Origin of the sequence: Burkholderia sp. Bp9099 (assembly GCF_003857805.1) — a bacterium.
Lineage (GTDB): Bacteria > Pseudomonadota > Gammaproteobacteria > Burkholderiales > Burkholderiaceae > Burkholderia.
In genome coordinates this window covers 1-19,990 of record NZ_QTPU01000009.1, presented here as the reverse complement: position 1 = coordinate 19,990, position 19,990 = coordinate 1, and the positions used below count along the sequence as shown (strand labels likewise).

The window sequence follows — 19,990 nt, the reverse complement described above, 5'->3', positions numbered from 1 at the left end:
CGTGCTCGAACTGTCGGTGCCGGAACATCGAAAGGCGCGCGGTTCACCGATGCGTCGTGATGCGGCCCTGTTTCCGCTTCACCGGGCCGGTCGCACGCAGTGCTTGACGCCGGTTTTTTTCCGGGGTCGTCCGACATTCACCCATGAATTATTGCTGATTTATTTCTTCGTAATATGGCTCGACCGTCAGCCGGACGGCGGGCTGCGAGGTTGCGCCGCCGCTGACGGAACAGGTCAACAGAGGCAGACAAATCAATGTGCGGAATCGACGGCTTTCTGAATAGCGTCGCCTTCGATGAGGAGACAGCGCGCGGCACGCTCGCGCGAATGACGGCGAGCCTCGCGCATCGCGGCCCCGACGGGCAGGGCCTCTGGGTCGACCCGGAAGCCGGTATCGCGCTCGGCCACCGGCGGCTTGCGATCGTCGATCTGTCGGTCCACGGCCGGCAGCCGATGGCATCCGCGTGCGGCCGCTACGTCATGGTCTTCAACGGCGAAATCTATAACCATCGCGAGTTGCGCGCGGAGCTCGGGCGCGCGGGTCGCGCACCGGCGTGGCGCGGCCACTCCGACAGCGAGGTGCTGATCGCGGCGATCGCCGCGTGGGGCGTCGAGGCGGCGCTGCGGCGCGCGACCGGCATGTTCGCGTTCGCGTTGTGGAATCGCGCGTCGCGGGTGCTGACGCTCGCGCGCGACCGGATCGGCGAGAAGCCGCTCTACTACGGCCGGATCGGCGACGCTCTGGTGTTCGCGTCGGAGCTGAAGGCGCTGCGCGGCTACCCGGGCTTCGACGGCACGATCGATCGCGACGCGCTGTGCCTGTACCTGCGCCAGTCGAGCGTGCCCGCGCCGCATACGATCTATCGCGGCATCAGCAAGCTGCCGCCGGGCACCTTCATCCAGTTCGAGCATGCGCGCGACACGCCGCGCCTGCGCGCGTACTGGACGCTCGAGCAGGCGATCGAAGCCGGCCGCGAGCAGCCATTCGAGGGCAGCGCCGACGAGGCCGTCGATCAGCTCGACACGATCCTGCGCCAGGCCGTCGCGCGGCAGATGGAAGCCGACGTACCGCTCGGCGCGTTCCTGTCGGGCGGCATCGATTCGTCGGCGATCGTCGCGCTGATGCAGGCGCAGTCGGCGAAGCCGGTCGACACGTTCACGATCGGCTTTCACGAGGCCGGCTACGACGAGGCCGGCTATGCGAAGGCGGTCGCGCGTCACCTCGGCACGCGGCATACCGAGCTCTACGTGACGGCCGACCATGCGCTCGGCGTCGTGCCGAAACTGCCGACGATCTATGACGAGCCGTTCTCCGATGCGTCGCAGATTCCGACCTTCCTCGTGTCGGAGCTGACGCGCCGGCACGTGAAGGTGAGCCTGTCCGGCGACGGCGGCGACGAGCTGTTCGGCGGCTATACGCGCTACTTCCTGACGCCGCGCCTGTGGCGCAAGCTGCATCGCGTGCCGGCGGCGGTGCGCGCGCGGATCGCCGCCGCGTTGCATGCGCTGCGTCCCGATCATGCGGACCAGCTCGCGGCGGTCGCGCAGGGCGCATGGAGCGGCGTGGAAGCGCGCGACTCGGCGACCCGCATCGGCGACCGGCTGCACAAGCTCGGCCACGTGATGACGGCCGAGAGCCGCATCGCGCTGTACCGGCTGCTGATGTCGTCGGTGCATCATCCGGAGCGCATCGCGCTGGCCGGAAAGGAACCGCCGACCCCGCTCGATACGGTGTCCGCATGGCCCGCGAACCTGAGCTTCGCCGAGCAGGCGATGGCGATCGACACGCTCACGTACCTGCCGACCGACATCCTCGCGAAGGTCGACCGCGCGGCGATGGCGGTGAGCCTCGAGACGCGCATGCCGTTCCTCGATCATCACGTCGTCGAATTCGCATGGCGCGTGCCCGCGTCGGTGCGTTTGCCGGAAGGGCAGTCGAAGGCGCTGCTGCGCCGGCTGCTGGACCGGTACGTGCCGTCGGCGCTGATCGACCGGCCGAAGCAGGGCTTCTGCGCGCCCGTCGATCACTGGCTGCGCGGCGCGCTGCGCGACTGGGCCGATGCGTTGCTGCAGCCGTCGCGGCTGCGTGACGAGGGCTTTTTCGACGCGGCGGCGGTCGACCGGCTGTGGCGCCAGCACCAGTCGGGCCGGATGAACTGGCAGCATCAGCTGTGGACGGTGCTGATGTTCCAGGCGTGGCTGGAGGCGCAGCGCGCTGCGTGAAGCGGGGTTTCGCGCACGCTTGGAGGCACAGCGCGCTGCATGAAGCGGGATGACGCGGCGCGGTTCGGAAGTTCCGGGCACGGCTGGAGGCACAGCGCGCCACATGAAGCGGGCGACGCGGCACGCCGCGTCATCCGATGCACGTCATGCCGGCGTCGCGTCGACGCTCACTGATCGAGACAGCGCACGCACAGCCGCTTCGCCTGGCTCGCCGGCAAGCCGCGGCACATCATCACGACCGGGCGCGCATGGCACGACGGCGCGTCGGCGGAGGCCGCGGGCGACGCGAGCCTGCGCGCGCGTTCGGGCGGCGTGGTCGCGGCCGCGTCCATGCGCCGTTGTCGCGCGGGCGGCGGCGTATCGCTCACCACCGGAATCGGCTCGACGCCGCCTTCGCGCGCATTGCGCCGCGCGCTCGCGACGACGCGGCTCACGTAGCCGCTCGAGAACCCGGTCGTGAAGTTGCCGCTGTAGTAGCACGACAGTGCCGCGCGCAACGCGGCCTGCGCGGGACGGCCGGTGTTCGACGAGCGCGCGAAGCATTCGGTCAGGATCGCGCCGCCCGCCCGCAGGTTGCGGCACGGTTCGAACATCGTCGTGTCGTCGAGGCCGTATTTCGCGAAGTTTCGTTCGTTTACCTGAGCGAGGCCGACACTGTAGCTGAAGCCGCGCGCGGCCAGCTCGCTCGTGGTCGCGCGCGCTTCGTCGAGCGACGCGGGCTGGCGCGTCAGGTGGCCGCCGACCACGCCGATCGCATACGGGTTGAAACCGGATTCGGTGCGCACCAGCGCGGCGAGCGTGTCGGGATCGACGTTCGGCGCGCACGCGCGCGCGAGCTGCGCGAAGCCGGCGGCGCTGCCGGCCGCGTGCGCGCTGCGCGGCTGCAGGCCCGCGCAGGCGAGCGGCAACGCCAGCGCGATTAGCACGGCCGGCGCGATCACTGCGCGCAGGTTCGGCACGACGCTGCGCAACGCGCGCGCGTTCATCCCGCCCCCGCCACGCGATACGACAGCACGAGCCCGTGCACGAGCAGCGACCAGCCGTCGAGCGCGACGAACAGCAGCAGCTTGAACGGCACCGAGATCGTCGTCGGCGAGATCATCTGCATCCCGAGCGCGAGCAGGATGTTCGCGACCAGCAGGTCGACGACGATGAACACGATGTAGATCACGAAGCCGATCTGGAACGCCTTGGTCAGCTCGGCGAGCGTGAAGCTCGGCACCAGCACGAGCAGGTCGTCGTCCTTGATGCCGTCCGCGCGGTTCTTCGGCCAGACCGAGGTTGCCGTGCGCACGAAGAATTCGCGATCGCGCTGCCGCGTGTGCGACACCAGGAAATCCTTGACCGGCGGCAGCGCGGCATCGGCGAGCGCGCCGATATCGGCGGTCGACAGTTGCCCCGACGCGTCGAAGTGGCGTGCCTGCAGCGCGTCGCGGATCGACATCCCGACCGGCGCCATGATGAACAGCGACAGGATCAGCGCGATGCCGTTCAGCACGAGGTTCGGCGGCACCTGCTGGATTCCGAGCGCGGAGCGCAGCAGGCCGAGCACGACCACGAGCTTCGTATAGCTCGTCACCATCAGTGCGGCGAACGGCGCGATGCCGAGCGCGGCGATCACCGCGATCAGCGCGACCGGATTCGGCAGGCTGCCCATCGTTCAGCGCTCGCGCGGCGCGGGCTGCGTCAGCGTGACGACGCGCACGCCGAGCTTCTGGCCGACTGCGATCAGGTGGCCGGTGCCGATCAGCATCCCGTTCGCGACGAGATGGATCACGCTCTGGTTGATGCCTTGCTGCAGCTCGATCACCGCGCCCGGCTGCAGTGCGCCGAGTTCGCCGAGCGGGATCGATGTGGGCGGCAATTCGAAACGCAGGTCGACCGCGAGGCCGTCGAGCGAGCGCGGCGCATCGTCGGGCGGCGCATCGTGTGCGCTTGCGGGCGGGGTGTCGGTGCGGGTCGGTTCCAAAGGCATCTCCCTGATTCGTTCGACGGTCAGCCGGTTGCCCGACGGCCGTCCGGTAATCTCCCACGCCGGCGCGGCCGGCACCCGCGCGACGCACAGCAGGTTCTGCTCGTGCGCGCGCCAGCGCTCGATCGCGATGATGTCGCCGCCGACGACGTCGGCCAGCTCGGCCATCGTCAGCTCGGTCCGGCCGATCTCGAATACCAGCGGCACCGGCAGGCCCGCATACGCGGCGCGGGTGTCGGGCCGCGCGGCCGCCGGCGTCGGTGCTGCGAAGAACACCGCGAGCGCGTCCGGCGCATCGAACAGCAGCGCGCCGTGGCAGCGCCAGGCGCCGTCGGCGCGACGCAGCTCGAAGCGCAGCGCGGCCGGCGCGGTGCGCCACGCGGGCACGCCCGCCGGCGGCGGCAGCAATTCCACGCGCTGCCGCGTCGCGGCCTGCAACACGGCCGAGAGCGGCGCGGCGAGGTCGGCGAGCAGCGCCGCGCGGATCACGGCCGGCACGGCCGGGTCGGCCGCGTCGCCGAGCCATGCGCTTTCCGCGACCGGATCGATCCACAGCGTGCCGGCGGCCGGGCCGATGACGAAGCGGTAGGCATGCGCGTCGGCGGCCGGTTCGGCATCGACGCGCCAGCGCACCTCGTACGCGTGTTCGCCGAGCGTGACCGGGACCGCGGCCGTCGCGCCGTACGCATGCGACAGCCCGCGCGCGGCGGCGGCGGACAGGCGCGGCAGCCAGGGCGACGCGTCGAGCGCGACCGCGGCCGCGGCCGCGGCCGGCGGGGGCGGGATGGCGGGCGCGGCGGCAGTCGGGGTGGCGGCGGCGGGCGGAGCCCGATTCGCGGCGTCGCCGGCGTCGGCATTCGTCAGGGACAGCGCAGGCACGGCGGGATCAGGGCGGATTCGGCGTTGGTTCGACGGGTTGTTGTGGCCGGCGGCGCAGGGGGCGCGCGGCTGCTGCGTCGATTGTAGGGACGCCGCCGGCCGCGTGCCGCGCCGGAATCCGTAGTCGTGTGCAGCGCGGGGCCGCGCGGGCGGCGGCGAGCTACGAAGCCTTTTGTCGGGAGGCGTGGCGGGGCGGTGGTGGGTCGGCGCGGTGTCGCGGCGGCGTGGCGTGCGATAGCGCAGCCGCTAATCGACGGCACGCGCGCTTGCATGCGACTGCCGCAAACGCGGCCGCCGCCCGATGGCGGCGATCGTGTCGCGGCGGGGAAGGCGTGCCCGGCCACGAGACGCTCCGGGTCGCGCGTGCAGCGCCGTGGAGGAGCCTTGTCGGCGCGCCGCGCTGCGGCGGCGCGCGGGTGAGCCGCTACGCGTTACGCGTAGTCGGCGGCCAGCGCCTGCTGGGGTGCGGCGCGCAGGATCGGCGCCACATCGTGGCGTTCGACGTGCGTCATGGCCGCGCCGAACAGCACCAGCCGATAGCCGACCGCATAGATCGGGATGATCCGCAGGTTCTTGTCGTGATCGAGCTGCAGCTTCGAACGGATGCGCGAGATATGGGTGTCGAGCGTGCGCGACGACACGCCGAGCTCGCGGCCCCAGACCGCTTCCTGGATCGCTTGCCGCGGCACGATCTTGTTCATGTTGTCGAGCAGGAATTCGACGACATCGAATTCACGCGGCGTGACGTCGACGACTTTGTTGTCGATTTCGATCGTGCGGCGCACGAAGTTGATTTTTATGTTGTCGATGTACAGGTATTTGCAATCCATGTTGGCCCTCGCATGTCCGTAAAGGAGTGTTTGCGGGTCATGTACCGCAACTTCCGGGCCAGGGGCTGACTGACAGGAATCGACGGGCGGTCGGAGCGGGGTGGGCGGCGCGCCAGCGTTGAATCTAAAAGAATTTTTAACGTGGGGCGTGTGGTGTGCTTCGAAAGGGTCGGAGCAACATTGAAGGATTGTTACGTAGCATCCGGCGGGAACGTTACGGGCGTTACGGACGTTACGGGCGGCGTAACGTGCGGAACGCGCGGTTCGCCCAGCGCGAACGGGTTTCGGGCGGATGGCGAACCCTACATCGAACCCTATCCGGGTTAGCCGTTTTTATAAGTGAATCAATGGTTTACAGGAGATTTTTGCCGACTTGGAACCCTACATTGGAAGCCGCAGGCTCGGCAATAAAAAACCGGCCGCGCAACGTTCCCGTCACGCGGCCGGCCCGGCGTCTCTTCGTTCCGCCCGTCAAGCCTTCGCCGTATCGCCCGAATCGAACGGCAGCACGTAATGCCGCTTGCCGGTCGCCGCGAAGATCGCGTTGGCGACCGCCGGCCCGACCGGAGCGACACCCGGCTCGCCGACGCCCGTCGGCGCCTCGGCCGACGGCACGATATGCACCTCGACCTTCGGCATCTCCGCCATCCGCAGCACGTGATAGCCGTCGAAGTTGCGCTGCTCGACATGGCCGTCCTTCAGCGTGATCGCGCTGTGCAGCGCCGCGCCGAGCCCGAAGCCGATGCCGCCTTCCATCTGCGCGGCGACGATGTCGGGATTGATCGCGATCCCGCAGTCGACCGCGCACACCACGCGCTCGACCTTCACCTTGCCGTCGGCGTCGACCGACACTTCCGCGACCTGCGCGACGTAGCTCTTGAACGCCTCGGCCACCGCGATCCCGCGCCCGCGGCCCTTCGGCAGCGGTTTCGCCGGATCCCAGCCGGCCTTCTGCGCGGCCAGCTCGAGCACCGCGCGCATCCGCGGCTCCTTCGCGAGCAGGTCGCGGCGGAACAGGTACGGATCCTTGCCCGCCGCGTGCGCGGCTTCATCGATGAACGCCTCGACCGCGTAGGCCGTGTGCGAGCTGCCGACCACGCGCCACCACAGCACGGGCAGGCCGACCTTGGTGGTGGTCAGTTCGACCGACACGTTCGGCACCGCGTACGGCAGGTTCGCCGCACCCTCGACCGACGTCGCGTCGATTCCGTCCTTGACCATGAACGCCTCGAACGGCGTGCCGGCGAGGATCGACTGGCCGACGATCCGGTGGCGCCAGCCGACCAGCCGGCCGTCCGCGGTCAGCCCCGCGTCGAGCTTGTGGAAGTACATCGGGCGATAGAAGCCGCCCTGGATGTCGTCCTCGCGCGTCCACTGCAGCTTGACCGGCTTGCCGTCCGCACCGAGCGCCTTCGCGATCGACACGGCCTCGACCACGTAGTCCGACCACGCGTTCGCGCGCCGGCCGAAGCTGCCGCCCGCGTACAGCGTGTGGATCTGCACCTGCTCGGGCTTCAGGCCCGCGATCCTGGCGGCGTTGCCCTGGTCGACCGTCTGGAACTGGTCGCCAGCCCAGATCTCGCAGCTGTTGGCGCTCAGCTTGACGACCGCGTCGAGCGGCTCCATCGGCGCGTGCGCGAGATACGGAAATTCGTAGGTCGCGCTGACCTTGCGCGCGGCGCCCGCGATCGCCGCGTCGGCATCGCCGTCCTTGCGGGCCGACGCGCCGGGCTGCGCGGCGAGCTGCCGGTACTCGCGCATGAGCTGGTCCGAGCTGCGCTTTTCGGCGTTGGTTTCGTCCCAGTCGACCTTCAGCGCGTCGCGGCCCTGCTTCGCGGCCCAGAAACCGTTCGCGACGACCGCAACGCCGCCCGGCACCTGCACGACCGACACCACGCCCGGGACGGCTTTCGCGGCCGTCGCGTCGAACGACTTGACCGTCGCGCCGAAGCGCGGCGGGCGCTGCAGCAGCGCGACGCGCATGCCGGGGAAGGTCGTGTCGAGCGTGAAATGCGCGGTGCCGTTCGACTTGGCCGACCCGTCGACGCGCGCAATGCGATGGCCGATCAGCTTGAAGTCGGCCGGCTGCTTCAGCGTGACCTTGTCGGGCACCGGCAGTTTCGACGCGTCGGCGACGAGCGTGCCGTAGGCGGCCGTCTTGCCGCTCTTCGCATGCGTGACGACGCCGTTGGCGGTGGTCAGTTCGCCGGCCGGCACCTTCCAGCGCGCCGCCGCGGCCGACACGAGCATCGCGCGGGCCTTGCCGCCCGCTTCGCGCAATTGCTGCCACGAGTTCGACATGGCCGAGCTGCCGCCCGTGCCCTGCATCGTGCCGAACGCGAGGTTCGCATAGCGCTTCGCATCGGCCGGTGCGCTTTCGACGCGCACGCTCGACCAGTCCGCGTCGAGTTCCTCGGCGACGATCGTCGCGATGCCCGTGTACGCGCCCTGGCCCATTTCGACGTGCTTCGCGATGACCGTGACCGTGCCGTCGGGCGTGATGCGCAGGAATGCATTCGGCGCGAAGTCGGCGGCGGGCGCCGTCGCGGCGAGCGCGCGGCGGCCGAGGCCGGCCCATTCGAAGCCGATCGTCAGGCTGACGGCGGCCGCGGCACCCGCGGCCTTCAGGAACGTGCGGCGCGACGGTCGCACCGAGCCGGCGTTGTCGAGTTCGATCGTCATGGTCAGGCTCCCAGCGTCGCGGCCGCGTCGTGGATCGCGGCCCGGATCCGGGCGTAGGTCGCACATCGGCAGATGTTGCCGTTCATCGCGGCGTCGATGTCCGCGTCGGTCGGCTTCGGGTTCTGTTCGAGCAGGGCGGTTGCCGACATGATCTGGCCGGACTGGCAATAGCCGCACTGCGGCACCTGCAGCTTCACCCAGGCGGCCTGCACGGCCTGCGCGGGTTTGCTCTCGAGGCCTTCGATCGTCGTGATGTGCTTGCCCGCGATGCCGGCGAGCGGCAGCACGCACGAGCGCACGGCCTGGCCTTCGAGATGGACGGTGCACGCGCCGCACTGCGCCATGCCGCAGCCGAACTTCGTGCCGGTCAGCCCCGCGTGCTCGCGGATTGCCCAGAGGACGGGCATCGACGGATCGGCGTCGAGCGTGACACTCTTGCCGTTCAGGACAAACGTGGTGGGCATTTTTTGTCTCCGTGGGGAAAACCCGGCATGCGCCGGATCAGGTGGCAGTGTGCGCGAACGGCCGATTTTTACGTCTACCCAATCCTGCAAATTTATTGAACAATCCTGCAAATCCCCGGCGCGGTGGCGAGCGATTCGCTATGCTCCCGCGATTCAGGGAAATGAGGCGAGGAATCCGTCATGGACATGACCGATATCGCGGCGTCGCGCGAATCCGGGCGGCGCGAACTGGCGTCGCTGATCGGCCGTTTCGCGCCGACGGACGGCTCCCACTCCACGGCCGTGCCGGCGCTGATGCTGCATCGGCATGCGCATCCGGTCGATCTCGGCTGCGGCGTGTCGCGTGCCGCGCTCGTGATCGCCGCGCAGGGCGCGAAGCGCGTGATCGTGGCCGGCCAGGCCTACGAATACGACACGCGCAATTGCCTGATTACGTCGATCGACTTGCCGATCCTCTCGCGCGTCACGCAGGCGTCGCCCGACGCGCCTTACCTGTGCCTGTCGCTCACGCTCGATCTGCAGCGCATCGTCGAACTCGCGGCCGAGATGCGGCTGCCCGAGCCCGATGCGGGCCCGGAAGGCGAGGGCATCGCGCTCGCCGAGTTGACGCCGCCGCTGCTCGATGCCGCGCTGCGGCTGTTGCGGCTGCTCGATACGCCGGCCGACATTCCGGTGATCGCGCCGCTGATCGAAAAGGAACTGCTGTACCGGCTGATGACGAGCGGGCAGGGCACGCGGCTGCGGCACATGGCCGTCGCGAGCAGCCAGACGCACCGGATCGCGCGTGCGATCGAATGGATCCGCGATCACTACGCGGAGCCGATGCGCGTCGACACGCTCGCACAGGCGGTCAACATGAGCGTGTCGTCGCTGCACCATCACTTCAAGCACGTGACCACGCTGAGTCCGCTGCAGTACCAGAAGCAGCTGCGGCTGCACGAGGCGCGACGGTTGCTGTTGCGGCAGGGCGGCGACGTCGGGTCGGTGGCGGCAACCGTCGGCTATGAAAGCGCGTCGCAGTTCAGCCGCGAATACAGCCGGCTGTTCGGCGCGCCGCCGATGCGCGATGTCGTGCATCTGCGCAAGAAGGAATTGCTCGGCACCTGACGGCGGTGCCGGTCGTGTCGACCGCATCCGGCCTGGCTTCGTCGCGCGATGCGCGGCTCGCCGGAACGGGATGACACGCAATCGATGTGCCATGGCCGCCGCACGCAGGCGCAACGGGACAGCGGAGCGTGCCGCTGCGCCGCGCACGAACTTCTGTTTCAAGCATGCATCCCGGGAACGGGCGAACCGATACGGAAAATGCCGGCAGGATGCGAACCGACGGGCCGAAACGCGCAATAACGCCGCTCCGCCCCGCACATTCTGCATGGATCGCGCGTTTCACGACCATGTTTCGCGCGATGAGATTAGCAGGCGAACTCGATTCGAAAATGTTTCTCGCGCGCAGCGCGTGTTCTCATCCGAGCCGTTGGAGCACGATGGTTGCCGGAACTGGATGTCGGTGAATCGAAGGAAAACAGTAAAAATCGATAAAGTGTGTTCAAGGCCGCATGGCGCACCTGCCGTCGTTTTTTTCCGATATGCGGCGTGAAAGCCATGTCGGCTTGCGTCGTATTTACCGGTTTTTGCCGCGCGTTCGCATCGCCGGCCGATGCTCGATATCGTCGGTATTTTCACGGATGAATCAATTGCGTTTCGCGGCGGCGGGTGCGCACGTCCGGAACGATAGCGATGTCGGCCGCGCGGGTCCCGCAGAACCGGTTGTCGCGCGCTTCGATTCACGATTTTTTCGCGTACGGGAAGGCTGCCGAACGGGCTGCGGCAGGCGGTTTGCCGGGGCCGAAATGTACATCGGCCGGGATATGCGACGGTGCAGTTCTCAAGTATGAAACATCCGTTCGACACCCCCTTGCGCGAGGCTCCGCGGGCCGCGTTCGTCCGCCTTTTCCGGCATTGCTTCGCGCCATTCGATGATCGGCGCGTGCTGCCGAGCGCTATCGCGATACATTCCTGAAACAAAAAATTCGATTCCCGGCGATATTGCGGGCGCCGCGAACGATACGCGACGCGCAACCATCGGTGGAATCACGCATGGCATGCCGTTTGCGATATTGGACGCACCGGCGAGCGGTCGACCTGATGCAACAAAGATGGGGGGCGGCCCGTTCGTCAATAAGCAGTCGGGGAAATAGCGATGAAGACCAGAAGCAAGAACTTGATGCGCGCATTCCTTGCGCACCCGTGGGGTAGTCGGACAGCTCGGAACAGGACTCGCGATGCAGTGCCAGCTTCGCGGGTTCGTTGCCGGTTTCCCGGTATCCGCGCGTTGCGCGTGCTGGACCGCCTGTCGTTTCTCACGACAACCGGCCGACAGCCGTGCTCCCCTTCATTCAGCTCGTCCGGATGGGCCATGCTGTCCGTGCCGGACAGCTCGACGCCGAATCGTTTCCGCTCGTGCCGAGCCGTATCCGCTGCGCCGGGTCGATGCCTGCGGTGGCTGGACTAGCTCGCATACCCGTCGGCCGGATTGCCCGGAAGATCTTTGATCGGTAGCCCAGGGAGAAGCGATGCCGCCTGACTGTAATGCAGGCCCGTTATCGCCGCGATAACGCGCATGTTTTCGATGGCACTGCATTCACGGTAGATAACTGTACTCACGCATTTTCGATCGCTGAAGCGGATGCCATGTGCCGGTATGCCGTGTAAGCAAATTTCGAAAACGACTGATCCCGAATGGCGAATGCCTGTTTCCGGGTGCGTGCGTCGATTCGTTTTCCGATTGATAAATGATTGATAACTCATATCGAGAATAAATATAAAAATTTCGGAAAACTAAAAAAATACGAAACCAGGATTCGGATCGCCGAAAAATTGCGCGGCCATCGGATTCGAGATGAATAAATTCTTTGTAATTAGATAGTGATCCTTATGTTATGGGGATTGCTCAGGGCTGGGAAGTTGAAGGCGTGCAGCTTTCCTCGCTTGTTCCGTCCACGCCGTTATGGAGTCGACCATGAAGAAGCTTCTGATTGCAGCCGCAGTTCTGGCGGTTTCGGGTGCAGCATTCGCCGGCAGCGGCACGGTATCGACCAGCAATTCGTCGAGCGGCGGCTCGACGATTGCCGGGGTTGCCGGATTCGGCCATTTCACCGCGACCGATTCGGGTGCCGCACTCGGCGCAGCCGGTGCCACGGCTGGCGGCGGCAGCAGCGGTTCGATCTCGTACACGAGCCACGTCCAAACGTCGACGGTGGGCGGCTTCGGCTTCGGCGGCGCGCAAGCGGGCGGCAACAGCGGTGCGAATGCCGGCTCGATCGGCTGGACGTATCACCACTGAGCCGCGGCGCGCAGCGTTCGTCATTGGCTGGTGGCACGGACGCCGGGTTTCGTTTCGCGAGGGCGAGCCCGGCGACCTCGCCATCAAACTTTCTCACGGCAAGGAATTGCTATGAAAGCCAAAGTCATTTTAGCGACAGCGCTCACCGTCCTTTCGTCGGCCGTATTGGCCGCCGGTCCGTCCACGACCAACCAGACGCAATCCGTTGCAGCGGGTGTGTCCGGTTCGGTGCTGGTCGGCTCAGGCAGCTATACGAGCAATTCGAATTCGGTCGCGGGCGCAAGCGCAGGAAGTACCGTGACACCCGCTGGTTCCACCGGCACGGCATCGGCCTTCCACAACTCGACTTCGACGGCCAGCGGCTGGGGCTCGAACGGGGGCGCGTTCGCGGCAGGCGGCGGTATCGGTGCCGCAGGTTCGTACGGTGGAAACAGCAGCACGAACGAGAACGCGAATGCGCTGTCGGGAGGGGTGACCGCCACGATCGTCCTCGGCGCGAACCACTACACGGCCAGCGGCGGGAACGATCAGGGTATCGCCAACGCGGGTGCTGCCGGGTTGACGGGCAGCGGTGGGTCGGGCGCGATCGCGGGTTCGAATCACTACAACGCGTCGACCGTGTGGAGTACCGGTCCGGCCGGTTCGCCGTCTGCATCGGGCGGAAGCCAGGGGAGTTCGAGCGCGACCGGGAGCAGTCACTAGTCGGGTGCGGGGGACCAGTTTCCCAGCGACGCTGGTCTCTTTTCCGCACTGTTGTTCAAGTAAGGAGTTGGCATGAAGCAGAACCTGATTGCCGCCGCTCTGATGCTCGCGTCTCTGACGGCATATTGCGCTGACCGCGCTGCCGAGGACGTGCAATCAAATTTGCAGACGTCGAACCCTGCAACCAATCCGTCAGAACAACACACGCTTTCGTCGGGCAGTGCCATCGGCGCACCGGATTCCCTGGCGTGGCCGGGAATGTCGGGCGGTTCGTGGTCCCAGCTGGGTAGCGGCTGGAAGCAGTTCGGGGAAGCGGGCAAAGCTGAAGGTATTCGGGGGAATTAGTGCGGTTGCCTGGGTCGGAGGTCAAACCTCGTCCGGAGAGTGAAATGAACAGCAACAAGATCAGGGCGGCATGTGCCGCAATGTTCGCGATGGCCGCGATCGGTGCCCAGGCGCAGACTGCCGACTCGACTTCAAGTTCGCAGTCCTCGACGTCGTCGACGGCGATCAGCCAGGGCGGCGGCTCGAGCATGAACACGAACGTCACCAGTTCGCGCGGCGGCAACGCCAGCAGTGCCAGCACGAGCGGCGTGCGCGGCAGCGGCAATTCGAGCGTGAACGTGAACGTTACGATGCCATCCAGCACGAGCGGCGGCTCGAACGTGACGCCGCAGAGCGTGAGTTCGCTCCAGTCGGCCGGCTCACCCGGCACCAACCCCTACAACACCCAGGCGTCGGAAAACGTCAACTATTCGGGCACCCAGACGATCAAGACGAACCCGTCGATCCAGGCGCCCGGCCTCACGACCACGCTGTCCGATACCTGCATGGGCTCGGTGAGCGTCGGCGTGTCGTTCCCGGGCTTCGGCGCGACGGGCGGCACGACCCTGGTCGACCAGGCGTGCGTGCGTCGTCTCGATGCGCGGGAATTCCGCGCGATGGGGCTGACCGACGTCGCGCTCGCGCTGCTCTGCCAGAGCGATGCGAACCGGCGCGCGGTGGAAGCGACCGGGCATCTGTGCCCGGGGACGACCACGCCGCTCGCGCGCTCGAATGTGGCGCCGTCCGCCGAAGCGACCGTTGCCGACGACGTGAAGTATCGCGATCCGCTCGTGCGAAACCGCATGGGCCTGCCGCCGCTCGATGCCGCCGCGCCCGTGCAGATTCGCCCGCTGGCGACGACCGCGGTCCAGGCGGCGCCGATTCCGGTTCCGGTGCCCGCGCCGTCGATGGTCGCGCCGGCTGTCAGCGCGGTGCCTGCCGCGACGCAGGCGGCCGCCGTGAAGGCATCGCAAGCGGCTGCCGTCGTGCCTGCCGTCGTCACCGCGTCGGTTGCCGCGGCAGCACCGACCGTGAGTGCTGCGCCTGCCGTTGCACCGGCTGCGATGAGCGCGGTGCCGGGTGCCGCCATCGTTGCCGCGGGGGGCTTCGCGGACAAGGCGCCGGAATCTGCGCCAGCGGTTGCGGACAAGGCGCCGGAATCTGCGCCAGCGGTTGCGGACAAGGCGCCGGTACCCGCGCTGGCGGCCGCTGACAAGGCGCCGGAACCCGCGTCGACGATCGCCGACAAGGCACCGGAACCGGCACCGATTGCAACCGACACCGCAGCGCAAGCCCCGGCAGCGCTTGCCGTCGACGCGAAGGTGCCGGACACCGCGCAAGCCGCACCGGCCCCGGCCTACGCTGCAGCGCCCGAGGCCGCGGTCGATGCGAAGGCTGCCGAGCCGGCAACGCAGGCGGCAGCCGAAGCGCCCGCACCGGAGGCCGCGTCGCGCGCCACGGCGGCAGCCGCTGCCGACACGCCAGCCGTCGACGCAAAGGCGACCGGCTTGGTCGAATCCGCCGCCGCGCCCGCGCCGTCCGCCGACATGCCGGCCGCGCCGGATCCAGCCCCGGCCGCGGCCGACCAGCAGGTCGCCCCGGCCGCGCCGGCGATGCCGGCTCCGACCGTCATCTCGACGAGCACATCGTCGTAAGCACGCGGGCGACGCTTCCGCGCGACCGGCAAGCCGGGCCGCACGGGAACGCCGGGATCCGCTGTGCGACGCACGGTGCAAGTTGGACGGGTGTTGATCCCTCCCCGAGGTCAACACCTCTTTTTGCCTGACGAGGGTACGAGGAGGCCTCAATCATGAGGATCTTTTGGGTCGCGCTGCTGCTGGTCGACACACAAGCCGCCGCACAGTCGGTTTTCCAGAACCCCGCGGTCTTTGTCATCCTGAGCGAGCAGACCCTCGCGAACGCCGCGAGCGTCCAGCAGGCGCTGACGACGCTCGGCCGCGCGGACAACACGGCATGCGTGCCGATGATGATGGTCGGCGATCCGCAGATGGTCTACATGATGCCGGAGGAGGGACACGCCCCGTCGTGGCAATCGCCGGTGTATGGCCGCGGCGCGCCGTTCGAAGCGCAGAACGGGCCGACCGCGACCGGCAAGACGGTCGGCGCGATGCAGCACGCGCAGGACATGCAGACACAGCCGTGGAGCGACAGCAGTGCGATCACGCAGAAGATCGCCGGCGAGTCGAACCTGTCCGCGTCGGCGCGGGTCAGCGACTGGCGGCGCAAAGGATTGAACACGATCGAGACGGCGCCCGCGACGCAAGTGACGGTGAACGGCAAGACCTACCGCACGTATCGCGAGGAACTCAACCAGGCCGCGCGGCCCGTCGTCGAACCGCAGATCTACACGCAGCGTGTCGTGTTCTGCCGATGACGAAACTTTCCGGAGCGGACATGCCGGTAGCGCCGCGTGCGAGCAGGGAGGCTCGCCGCGTACCGCTTCGCGCCGCCCGCTCCGTCAGACAACCCTATGCGGCGAGGCCATCGTGAACCATTGCTGCCAGATCAGCCTGTCAGGCCCGCACGAGGACGAACGGGCCGCATACGCACCGCCGTTCGTTGCGGCCCGGCGTCACCTAACCGTGCCGTCGCGCCCGCTCGTCTATCTGTCGCAGCATCCCGATGCGGGGCTCGTCGACTGTCTCGCGTCGCGCGGCTGGGAGCTGTGGCGTGCGAAATCCGTTGCGGACGCATTCAATCTCGTAAAGGCGAACCGCCTGCATGCGGGCATCGTCGATTTCGACGGATTCGCGTCGCCCGACGTCGCGTCGTTCGAGACGCTGCTGCGCGATCCGCGGATCGGCTGGGTCGCGCTCGCCGACGGCGAGCGGCTGCGCGATGCCACCATCGCGCGCCTGATTCGCCAGTGCTGCTTCGACTACGTGCGCAATGCGACGGCCTACACGACGATCGGTTATCTCGTCGGCCATGCATACGGGATGCTGAAACTGGCGGAAAGCGATCCGGCCGACGATGCCGCGCCGCCCGGCGGCGTGATGATCGGCGCGTGCGCCGCGATGCGCCGCCTGTTCGCGACGATCCGCAAGGTCGCGAACACCGAAGCCACCGTGTTCATCGCCGGCGAATCCGGCACCGGCAAGGAGTTGACCGCATCGGCGATCCACCAGCATTCGTCGCGCGCCGACGCGCCGTTCGTCGCCGTGAATTGCGCGGCGATTCCGTCGACGCTGTTGCAGGCCGAACTGTTCGGTCATGAGCGGGGCGCCTTCACCGGCGCGCATCAGCGCAATATCGGCCGCATCGAGGCCGCGCACGGCGGCACGCTGTTTCTCGACGAAATCGGCGACATGCCGTTCGAGAGCCAGGCGAGCCTGCTGCGGTTCCTGCAGGAGGGCAAGATCGAGCGGCTCGGCGGGCGCGCGTCGATTCCGGTCGACGTGCGGATCGTGTCCGCGACTCACGTCGATCTGGAGTCCGCGATGCAGGCGGGGCGGTTCCGCCCGGACCTGTACTACCGGCTGTGCGTGCTGCGCATCGACGAGCCGCCGCTGCGCGCGCGCGGCCGCGACATCATGCTGCTCGCCGATCATGTGTTGCGGCGCTATCGCGGCGAAAGTTCGCACCGGATTCGCGGCTTCATGCCGTGCGCGATCGAGGCGATCCACAACTATGCGTGGCCCGGCAACGTGCGCGAGCTGATCAACCGGATCCGTTTCGCGGTCGTGATGACGAACGGCCCGCTGATCTCGGCCGTCGATCTTCAACTGAACCAGTACACGTCGCATCGGCCGCCGACGCTGGCGGAATCGCGCCGGCAGGCCGAGCGGCGCACGATCGAGGAAACGCTGTTGCGGCATCGGCATCAGCATGCCGACGTCGCGGCGGAACTCGGCATCTCGCGCGCGACGCTGTACCGGCTGATGACCGCGCTCGGCCTGCACGGCTGACGCCGGTTGCGGCCGCGCGGCACGCGGCCCGACGTCGCGCGGCCCGCGGCGTCAGGCCGGCCGTTCGAAGCCCGATTCGACCCAGCGTGCGGCGCTGGCCTTGTTGAGCTTGAACCCGGCGGACACCTTCGCATCGGCCAGCAGTTCGCCGTACGGGTCGAACGCCTTCAGTTGCGCATACGGCTCGAACTCGTCCGGCACGATGTCGAGCGTGACCGACACATCCTGCCCGTCGCCGTCCTGCACCGTCACTTCCTTGTGCAGCATCGCGCGGCGCTGCTGCTCGTGACGCATCAGCACCTCGGTCGCGGTCTTCACCAGCGTGCGGAACGCGTTCGCATCCATCGGCTTCGGGTTCTTCTTGTCGCGACCCATGGTCCACGGGCCGACGAGCGCGGGCTCGGCTTCGCCGTCCTTGATCATCTCGACGGCCCAGCCGTCGTCGTCTTCGTTCTTGATGATGCGGGCCGTCCAGCCGTTGTCGCGCCAGAGGCCGTCTTCGTGGATGGTGGTGTCGTCGGATTGCAGATCGGATTCGGTCATGGAGGAAGCGGGGAGTACGGGCCGCCGGCGAACGGGCGGGGCGCGCGGCCGGCAACGGCGCGCTGCCCTGGCCGGTCACCCGGAATGGCATGCAAAGGCCGCAATTTTACCTCGCGGGCCGTCGGTGCGGCCCGTGCGACCTGTAACGTTGGCTGTCAGGACGAGAGCGACACCGGCCAAACGGTCGGGCCGGCGCCAAAAATCAAACTTGTACTACGTCCCCGCAGGCCGCTCTATTCACCGTCCGATATCCCGTCCAAGCGTCGCCTCATAGAATAACGATCGGGATAAAAATATCTCGCTCGTAAATTCAACGCCACGCCGGTCGTACGCGCATTCCGCGCCGCGCGCCCGGTGAACCTTCTGGAACCGCGCATGGGGAAATTCAATATTCGCACCATCTTTGCATACGACTGGCCGTTGACGCTCGCCGGCATGGAGCACATTGCCGGCGACGTGTGCGCAATCGATCTCGTCGGTGTCTGCCGGACGCCGGACGAACTCGTCGCGACCCTCGACACGCTCGATTGCGACATCGCGCTGGTCGATTATTCGGTCCGCGGCGATGCGCGGATGAACGGCTTCGCACTGTGCGAGTGGCTGCGACGCATGCGTCCGAACGTCGGGATCGTTGCGTTGGTCGGGAACGAGAACCCGGTGATCTTCCGCTCGATTCTCTCGCAAGTCGGCGCGAGCCTCGTGAGCAAGTTCGACGAGGTGGGCCATATCGTCACCGCGATTCACTCGAGCTATAGCGGCGGTCACTATCTGTCGCCGCTTGTGCGCCGCGCGCTCGATGCGTTGGCCGGACACGATACGCCGCCGGTGAAGCTTTCGACGCGCGAGATCGAGGTGATTCGCCTTTATCTGGCCGGCATGCCGATCAAGGCGATCGCGCAGCGGCTGAACAAGGGCAAGCAAACGGTCAGCGCGCAGAAGATCAGCGCGATGAAGAAACTCGGCGCGAGCAACGACATCGAGCTGGTTCAGCGAGCGGCCGCGCTGGGGCTCGACGGCGGCAAGGTTGCGGGCTGCCCGGACGGCGCGGAGCAGGCGGGGAGCCGAGAACAGGAATCACGAGCGCTATTTCGGTAGCAGTGACATTCCGGAATCTTTCTTAGGGCCGCGTCGACTGGAATAAGCGTTTGGTTGTCCTTGATATTGGAGAGGTGAGATGCGCGATTAGCCAGCACGTCGGCGCTTCGTCTCTTGCTGATGTTCGCGAAGGGCCGATGCAGGGAATTGACGGGGCACTGACTTGCGTGCCTCCCACGATCATCGGTCGGGGCGAAAGGAAGCGCGCGCCGATATCGCTCCGGCGCTATGTGCGGCATGGGGTTGCGCGTAAATGAAAGCGATCGGCGGCCGACGCAGACCGGTTCGGGAGACTGGCGACGAGGTTCATCAAGAAGAATGGTCAAGATATAAGAAGGAATGCAGATGAGTGATTCATTTCCAGATGCTCGTCCAGTAGCGGCCGCTCGAACGGCGGAGAGCTGCCCTGAAGCCGTAGCCCGAGACGGGCCGGCGCCGCGACCCGAACCGCCGCCGATCGTCGTCGGCCGCGTCGAAGGCGTGACGATGTTTGCGAAGAACACGCCGCTCATCTGTCTCAAGCAGATGCCATTGCCCGGTATCGTGATCTTCGTGCATGGGGTGAATTCCGAAGGCGAATGGTTCGAGGCGTCGGAGGAAGGGCTGTGCAAAGGGCTGAATCGCAGGCTCGGGCGTCTGGACGATCAGATGATGTATCACGGTATCGATGCCGGACAGCTGACGCCCGCGAAGTACACGGAGAGTGTGACGCCGGATGGGTTCTTGAACCCTGATTTGCTGGCAGACAATTACATCAAGCCCGATCCGTCGTTCTCACCCGTCATTCATTTCCGCTGGGGCTATCGCGCGACCGCTGCGGAATTGAAGGAGTACGGCGACAAGATCTTCCTGAACGAGAAGGACTATTGGGGCGGCGGGCCGTTCACCAATGGCTGCGCCAGTCTGCCCGATCTTTGGCACGGCGGTCTGGATGATCGAACGATGGGCTGGATGACCGTGCAAGGCATCAATCCGACCAATCGGCCGCTGTACCGCGCGCCGCC

Annotated in this window: 18 protein-coding genes and 1 pseudogene; 12 read left to right on the top strand and 7 right to left on the bottom strand. The window is 67.2% G+C overall.

Annotation, left to right across the window (positions count from 1 at the left end; all coding sequences use genetic code 11):
- Window position 1 precedes the first annotated feature (1 nt).
- Both DIE17_RS37365 and asnB read left to right on the top strand, forming a co-directional pair.
- Entirely contained in the window at window positions 2-280 is a 279-nt protein-coding gene (locus DIE17_RS37365) for a hypothetical protein (protein ID WP_185735365.1), read from the top strand.
- Window positions 256-2,223 carry an asparagine synthase (glutamine-hydrolyzing) gene (gene asnB, locus DIE17_RS11785; protein WP_124893031.1) on the top strand — a complete coding sequence of 656 codons (1,968 nt, stop codon included), beginning with the start codon at window positions 256-258 and terminating at the stop codon, window positions 2,221-2,223. Before DIE17_RS37365 ends, asnB begins: the two co-directional genes overlap by 25 nt.
- 167 nt (window positions 2,224-2,390) lie before the next feature.
- Here asnB and DIE17_RS11780 read toward each other — a convergent pair whose 3' ends face one another.
- The 6 genes from DIE17_RS11780 to DIE17_RS11755 form a co-directional block, all read right to left on the bottom strand.
- Entirely contained in the window at window positions 2,391-3,209 is an 819-nt protein-coding gene (locus tag DIE17_RS11780) for a lytic transglycosylase domain-containing protein (RefSeq protein ID WP_124920858.1), read from the bottom strand.
- Window positions 3,206-3,880, bottom strand: coding sequence for a type III secretion system export apparatus subunit SctR (gene sctR, locus DIE17_RS11775; RefSeq protein ID WP_044847619.1), 675 nt, complete (start codon window positions 3,878-3,880; stop codon window positions 3,206-3,208). The genes DIE17_RS11780 and sctR overlap by 4 nt, the downstream gene beginning before the upstream one ends.
- Window positions 3,881-3,883: 3 nt before the next feature.
- Window positions 3,884-5,074, bottom strand: a complete 1,191-nt coding sequence (sctQ, locus tag DIE17_RS11770) for a type III secretion system cytoplasmic ring protein SctQ (RefSeq protein ID WP_124920857.1) — start codon at window positions 5,072-5,074, stop codon at window positions 3,884-3,886.
- Between the two features lie 431 nt (window positions 5,075-5,505).
- Window positions 5,506-5,904 (bottom strand): winged helix-turn-helix domain-containing protein, encoded by a 399-nt coding sequence (locus DIE17_RS11765; RefSeq protein WP_044846633.1) that lies wholly within the window; start codon window positions 5,902-5,904, stop codon window positions 5,506-5,508.
- A 471-nt stretch (window positions 5,905-6,375) separates the two neighbouring features.
- Window positions 6,376-8,586, bottom strand: coding sequence for a xanthine dehydrogenase family protein molybdopterin-binding subunit (locus DIE17_RS11760; RefSeq protein ID WP_124920856.1), 2,211 nt, complete (start codon window positions 8,584-8,586; stop codon window positions 6,376-6,378).
- 2 nt (window positions 8,587-8,588) lie between these two features.
- Window positions 8,589-9,050, bottom strand: a complete 462-nt coding sequence (locus tag DIE17_RS11755; protein WP_044846636.1) for a (2Fe-2S)-binding protein — start codon at window positions 9,048-9,050, stop codon at window positions 8,589-8,591.
- 180 nt (window positions 9,051-9,230) lie between these two features.
- Here DIE17_RS11755 and DIE17_RS11750 point away from each other — a divergent pair, with 180 nt between their 5' ends.
- From DIE17_RS11750 to DIE17_RS11715, 8 genes are all read left to right on the top strand, one after another.
- A complete protein-coding gene (locus DIE17_RS11750; RefSeq protein WP_044846637.1) occupies window positions 9,231-10,157 on the top strand; it encodes an AraC family transcriptional regulator in 927 nt (308 codons plus the stop codon).
- A 449-nt stretch (window positions 10,158-10,606) separates the two neighbouring features.
- Window positions 10,607-10,945 carry a hypothetical protein gene (locus DIE17_RS37205; protein WP_148095663.1) on the top strand — a complete coding sequence of 113 codons (339 nt, stop codon included), beginning with the start codon at window positions 10,607-10,609 and terminating at the stop codon, window positions 10,943-10,945.
- Between the two features lie 1,124 nt (window positions 10,946-12,069).
- Window positions 12,070-12,393, top strand: a complete 324-nt coding sequence (locus tag DIE17_RS11740) for a hypothetical protein (RefSeq protein ID WP_044846715.1) — start codon at window positions 12,070-12,072, stop codon at window positions 12,391-12,393.
- Between the two features lie 111 nt (window positions 12,394-12,504).
- Complete coding sequence (locus tag DIE17_RS11735; RefSeq protein WP_124485385.1) at window positions 12,505-13,095, top strand: hypothetical protein; 591 nt, start codon at window positions 12,505-12,507, stop codon at window positions 13,093-13,095.
- A gap of 72 nt (window positions 13,096-13,167) precedes the next feature.
- Window positions 13,168-13,440 carry a hypothetical protein gene (locus DIE17_RS11730; protein WP_124522334.1) on the top strand — a complete coding sequence of 91 codons (273 nt, stop codon included), beginning with the start codon at window positions 13,168-13,170 and terminating at the stop codon, window positions 13,438-13,440.
- A gap of 44 nt (window positions 13,441-13,484) precedes the next feature.
- Window positions 13,485-15,074 carry a chemotaxis protein CheA gene (locus tag DIE17_RS11725; RefSeq protein WP_124920854.1) on the top strand — a complete coding sequence of 530 codons (1,590 nt, stop codon included), beginning with the start codon at window positions 13,485-13,487 and terminating at the stop codon, window positions 15,072-15,074.
- Between the two features lie 155 nt (window positions 15,075-15,229).
- The gene (locus DIE17_RS11720; protein WP_124522330.1) at window positions 15,230-15,814 is read left to right on the top strand and encodes a hypothetical protein; all 585 of its coding nucleotides are present in this window, start codon (window positions 15,230-15,232) and stop codon (window positions 15,812-15,814) included.
- A gap of 112 nt (window positions 15,815-15,926) precedes the next feature.
- Entirely contained in the window at window positions 15,927-17,348 is a 1,422-nt protein-coding gene (locus tag DIE17_RS11715) for a sigma-54 dependent transcriptional regulator (RefSeq protein ID WP_124667318.1), read from the top strand.
- A 51-nt stretch (window positions 17,349-17,399) separates the two neighbouring features.
- Here DIE17_RS11715 and DIE17_RS11710 read toward each other — a convergent pair whose 3' ends face one another.
- Complete coding sequence (locus DIE17_RS11710; RefSeq protein ID WP_044846642.1) at window positions 17,400-17,891, bottom strand: hypothetical protein; 492 nt, start codon at window positions 17,889-17,891, stop codon at window positions 17,400-17,402.
- 375 nt (window positions 17,892-18,266) lie between these two features.
- Here DIE17_RS11710 and DIE17_RS11705 point away from each other — a divergent pair, with 375 nt between their 5' ends.
- Window positions 18,267-18,986, top strand: coding sequence for a response regulator transcription factor (locus tag DIE17_RS11705; protein ID WP_124667317.1), 720 nt, complete (start codon window positions 18,267-18,269; stop codon window positions 18,984-18,986).
- A 345-nt stretch (window positions 18,987-19,331) separates the two neighbouring features.
- Window positions 19,332-19,990, top strand: a pseudogene (locus DIE17_RS11700) (hypothetical protein); the annotation flags it as partial.

Coding starts and splice junctions, on each gene's coding strand:
- DIE17_RS11750 (WP_044846637.1), top strand. CDS start 9,231: ATGGACATGACCGATATCGCGGCGTCGCGCGAATCCGGGCGGCGCGAA.
- DIE17_RS11735 (WP_124485385.1), top strand. CDS start 12,505: ATGAAAGCCAAAGTCATTTTAGCGACAGCGCTCACCGTCCTTTCGTCG.
- DIE17_RS11725 (WP_124920854.1), top strand. CDS start 13,485: ATGAACAGCAACAAGATCAGGGCGGCATGTGCCGCAATGTTCGCGATG.
- asnB (WP_124893031.1), top strand. CDS start 256: ATGTGCGGAATCGACGGCTTTCTGAATAGCGTCGCCTTCGATGAGGAG.
- DIE17_RS37205 (WP_148095663.1), top strand. CDS start 10,607: ATGGCGCACCTGCCGTCGTTTTTTTCCGATATGCGGCGTGAAAGCCAT.
- DIE17_RS11765 (WP_044846633.1), bottom strand. CDS start 5,904: ATGGATTGCAAATACCTGTACATCGACAACATAAAAATCAACTTCGTG.
- DIE17_RS11705 (WP_124667317.1), top strand. CDS start 18,267: ATGGGGAAATTCAATATTCGCACCATCTTTGCATACGACTGGCCGTTG.
- DIE17_RS11740 (WP_044846715.1), top strand. CDS start 12,070: ATGAAGAAGCTTCTGATTGCAGCCGCAGTTCTGGCGGTTTCGGGTGCA.
- DIE17_RS11710 (WP_044846642.1), bottom strand. CDS start 17,891: ATGACCGAATCCGATCTGCAATCCGACGACACCACCATCCACGAAGAC.
- DIE17_RS11760 (WP_124920856.1), bottom strand. CDS start 8,586: ATGACGATCGAACTCGACAACGCCGGCTCGGTGCGACCGTCGCGCCGC.
- sctR (WP_044847619.1), bottom strand. CDS start 3,880: ATGGGCAGCCTGCCGAATCCGGTCGCGCTGATCGCGGTGATCGCCGCG.
- DIE17_RS11720 (WP_124522330.1), top strand. CDS start 15,230: ATGAGGATCTTTTGGGTCGCGCTGCTGCTGGTCGACACACAAGCCGCC.
- DIE17_RS11730 (WP_124522334.1), top strand. CDS start 13,168: ATGAAGCAGAACCTGATTGCCGCCGCTCTGATGCTCGCGTCTCTGACG.
- DIE17_RS11755 (WP_044846636.1), bottom strand. CDS start 9,050: ATGCCCACCACGTTTGTCCTGAACGGCAAGAGTGTCACGCTCGACGCC.
- DIE17_RS11780 (WP_124920858.1), bottom strand. CDS start 3,209: ATGAACGCGCGCGCGTTGCGCAGCGTCGTGCCGAACCTGCGCGCAGTG.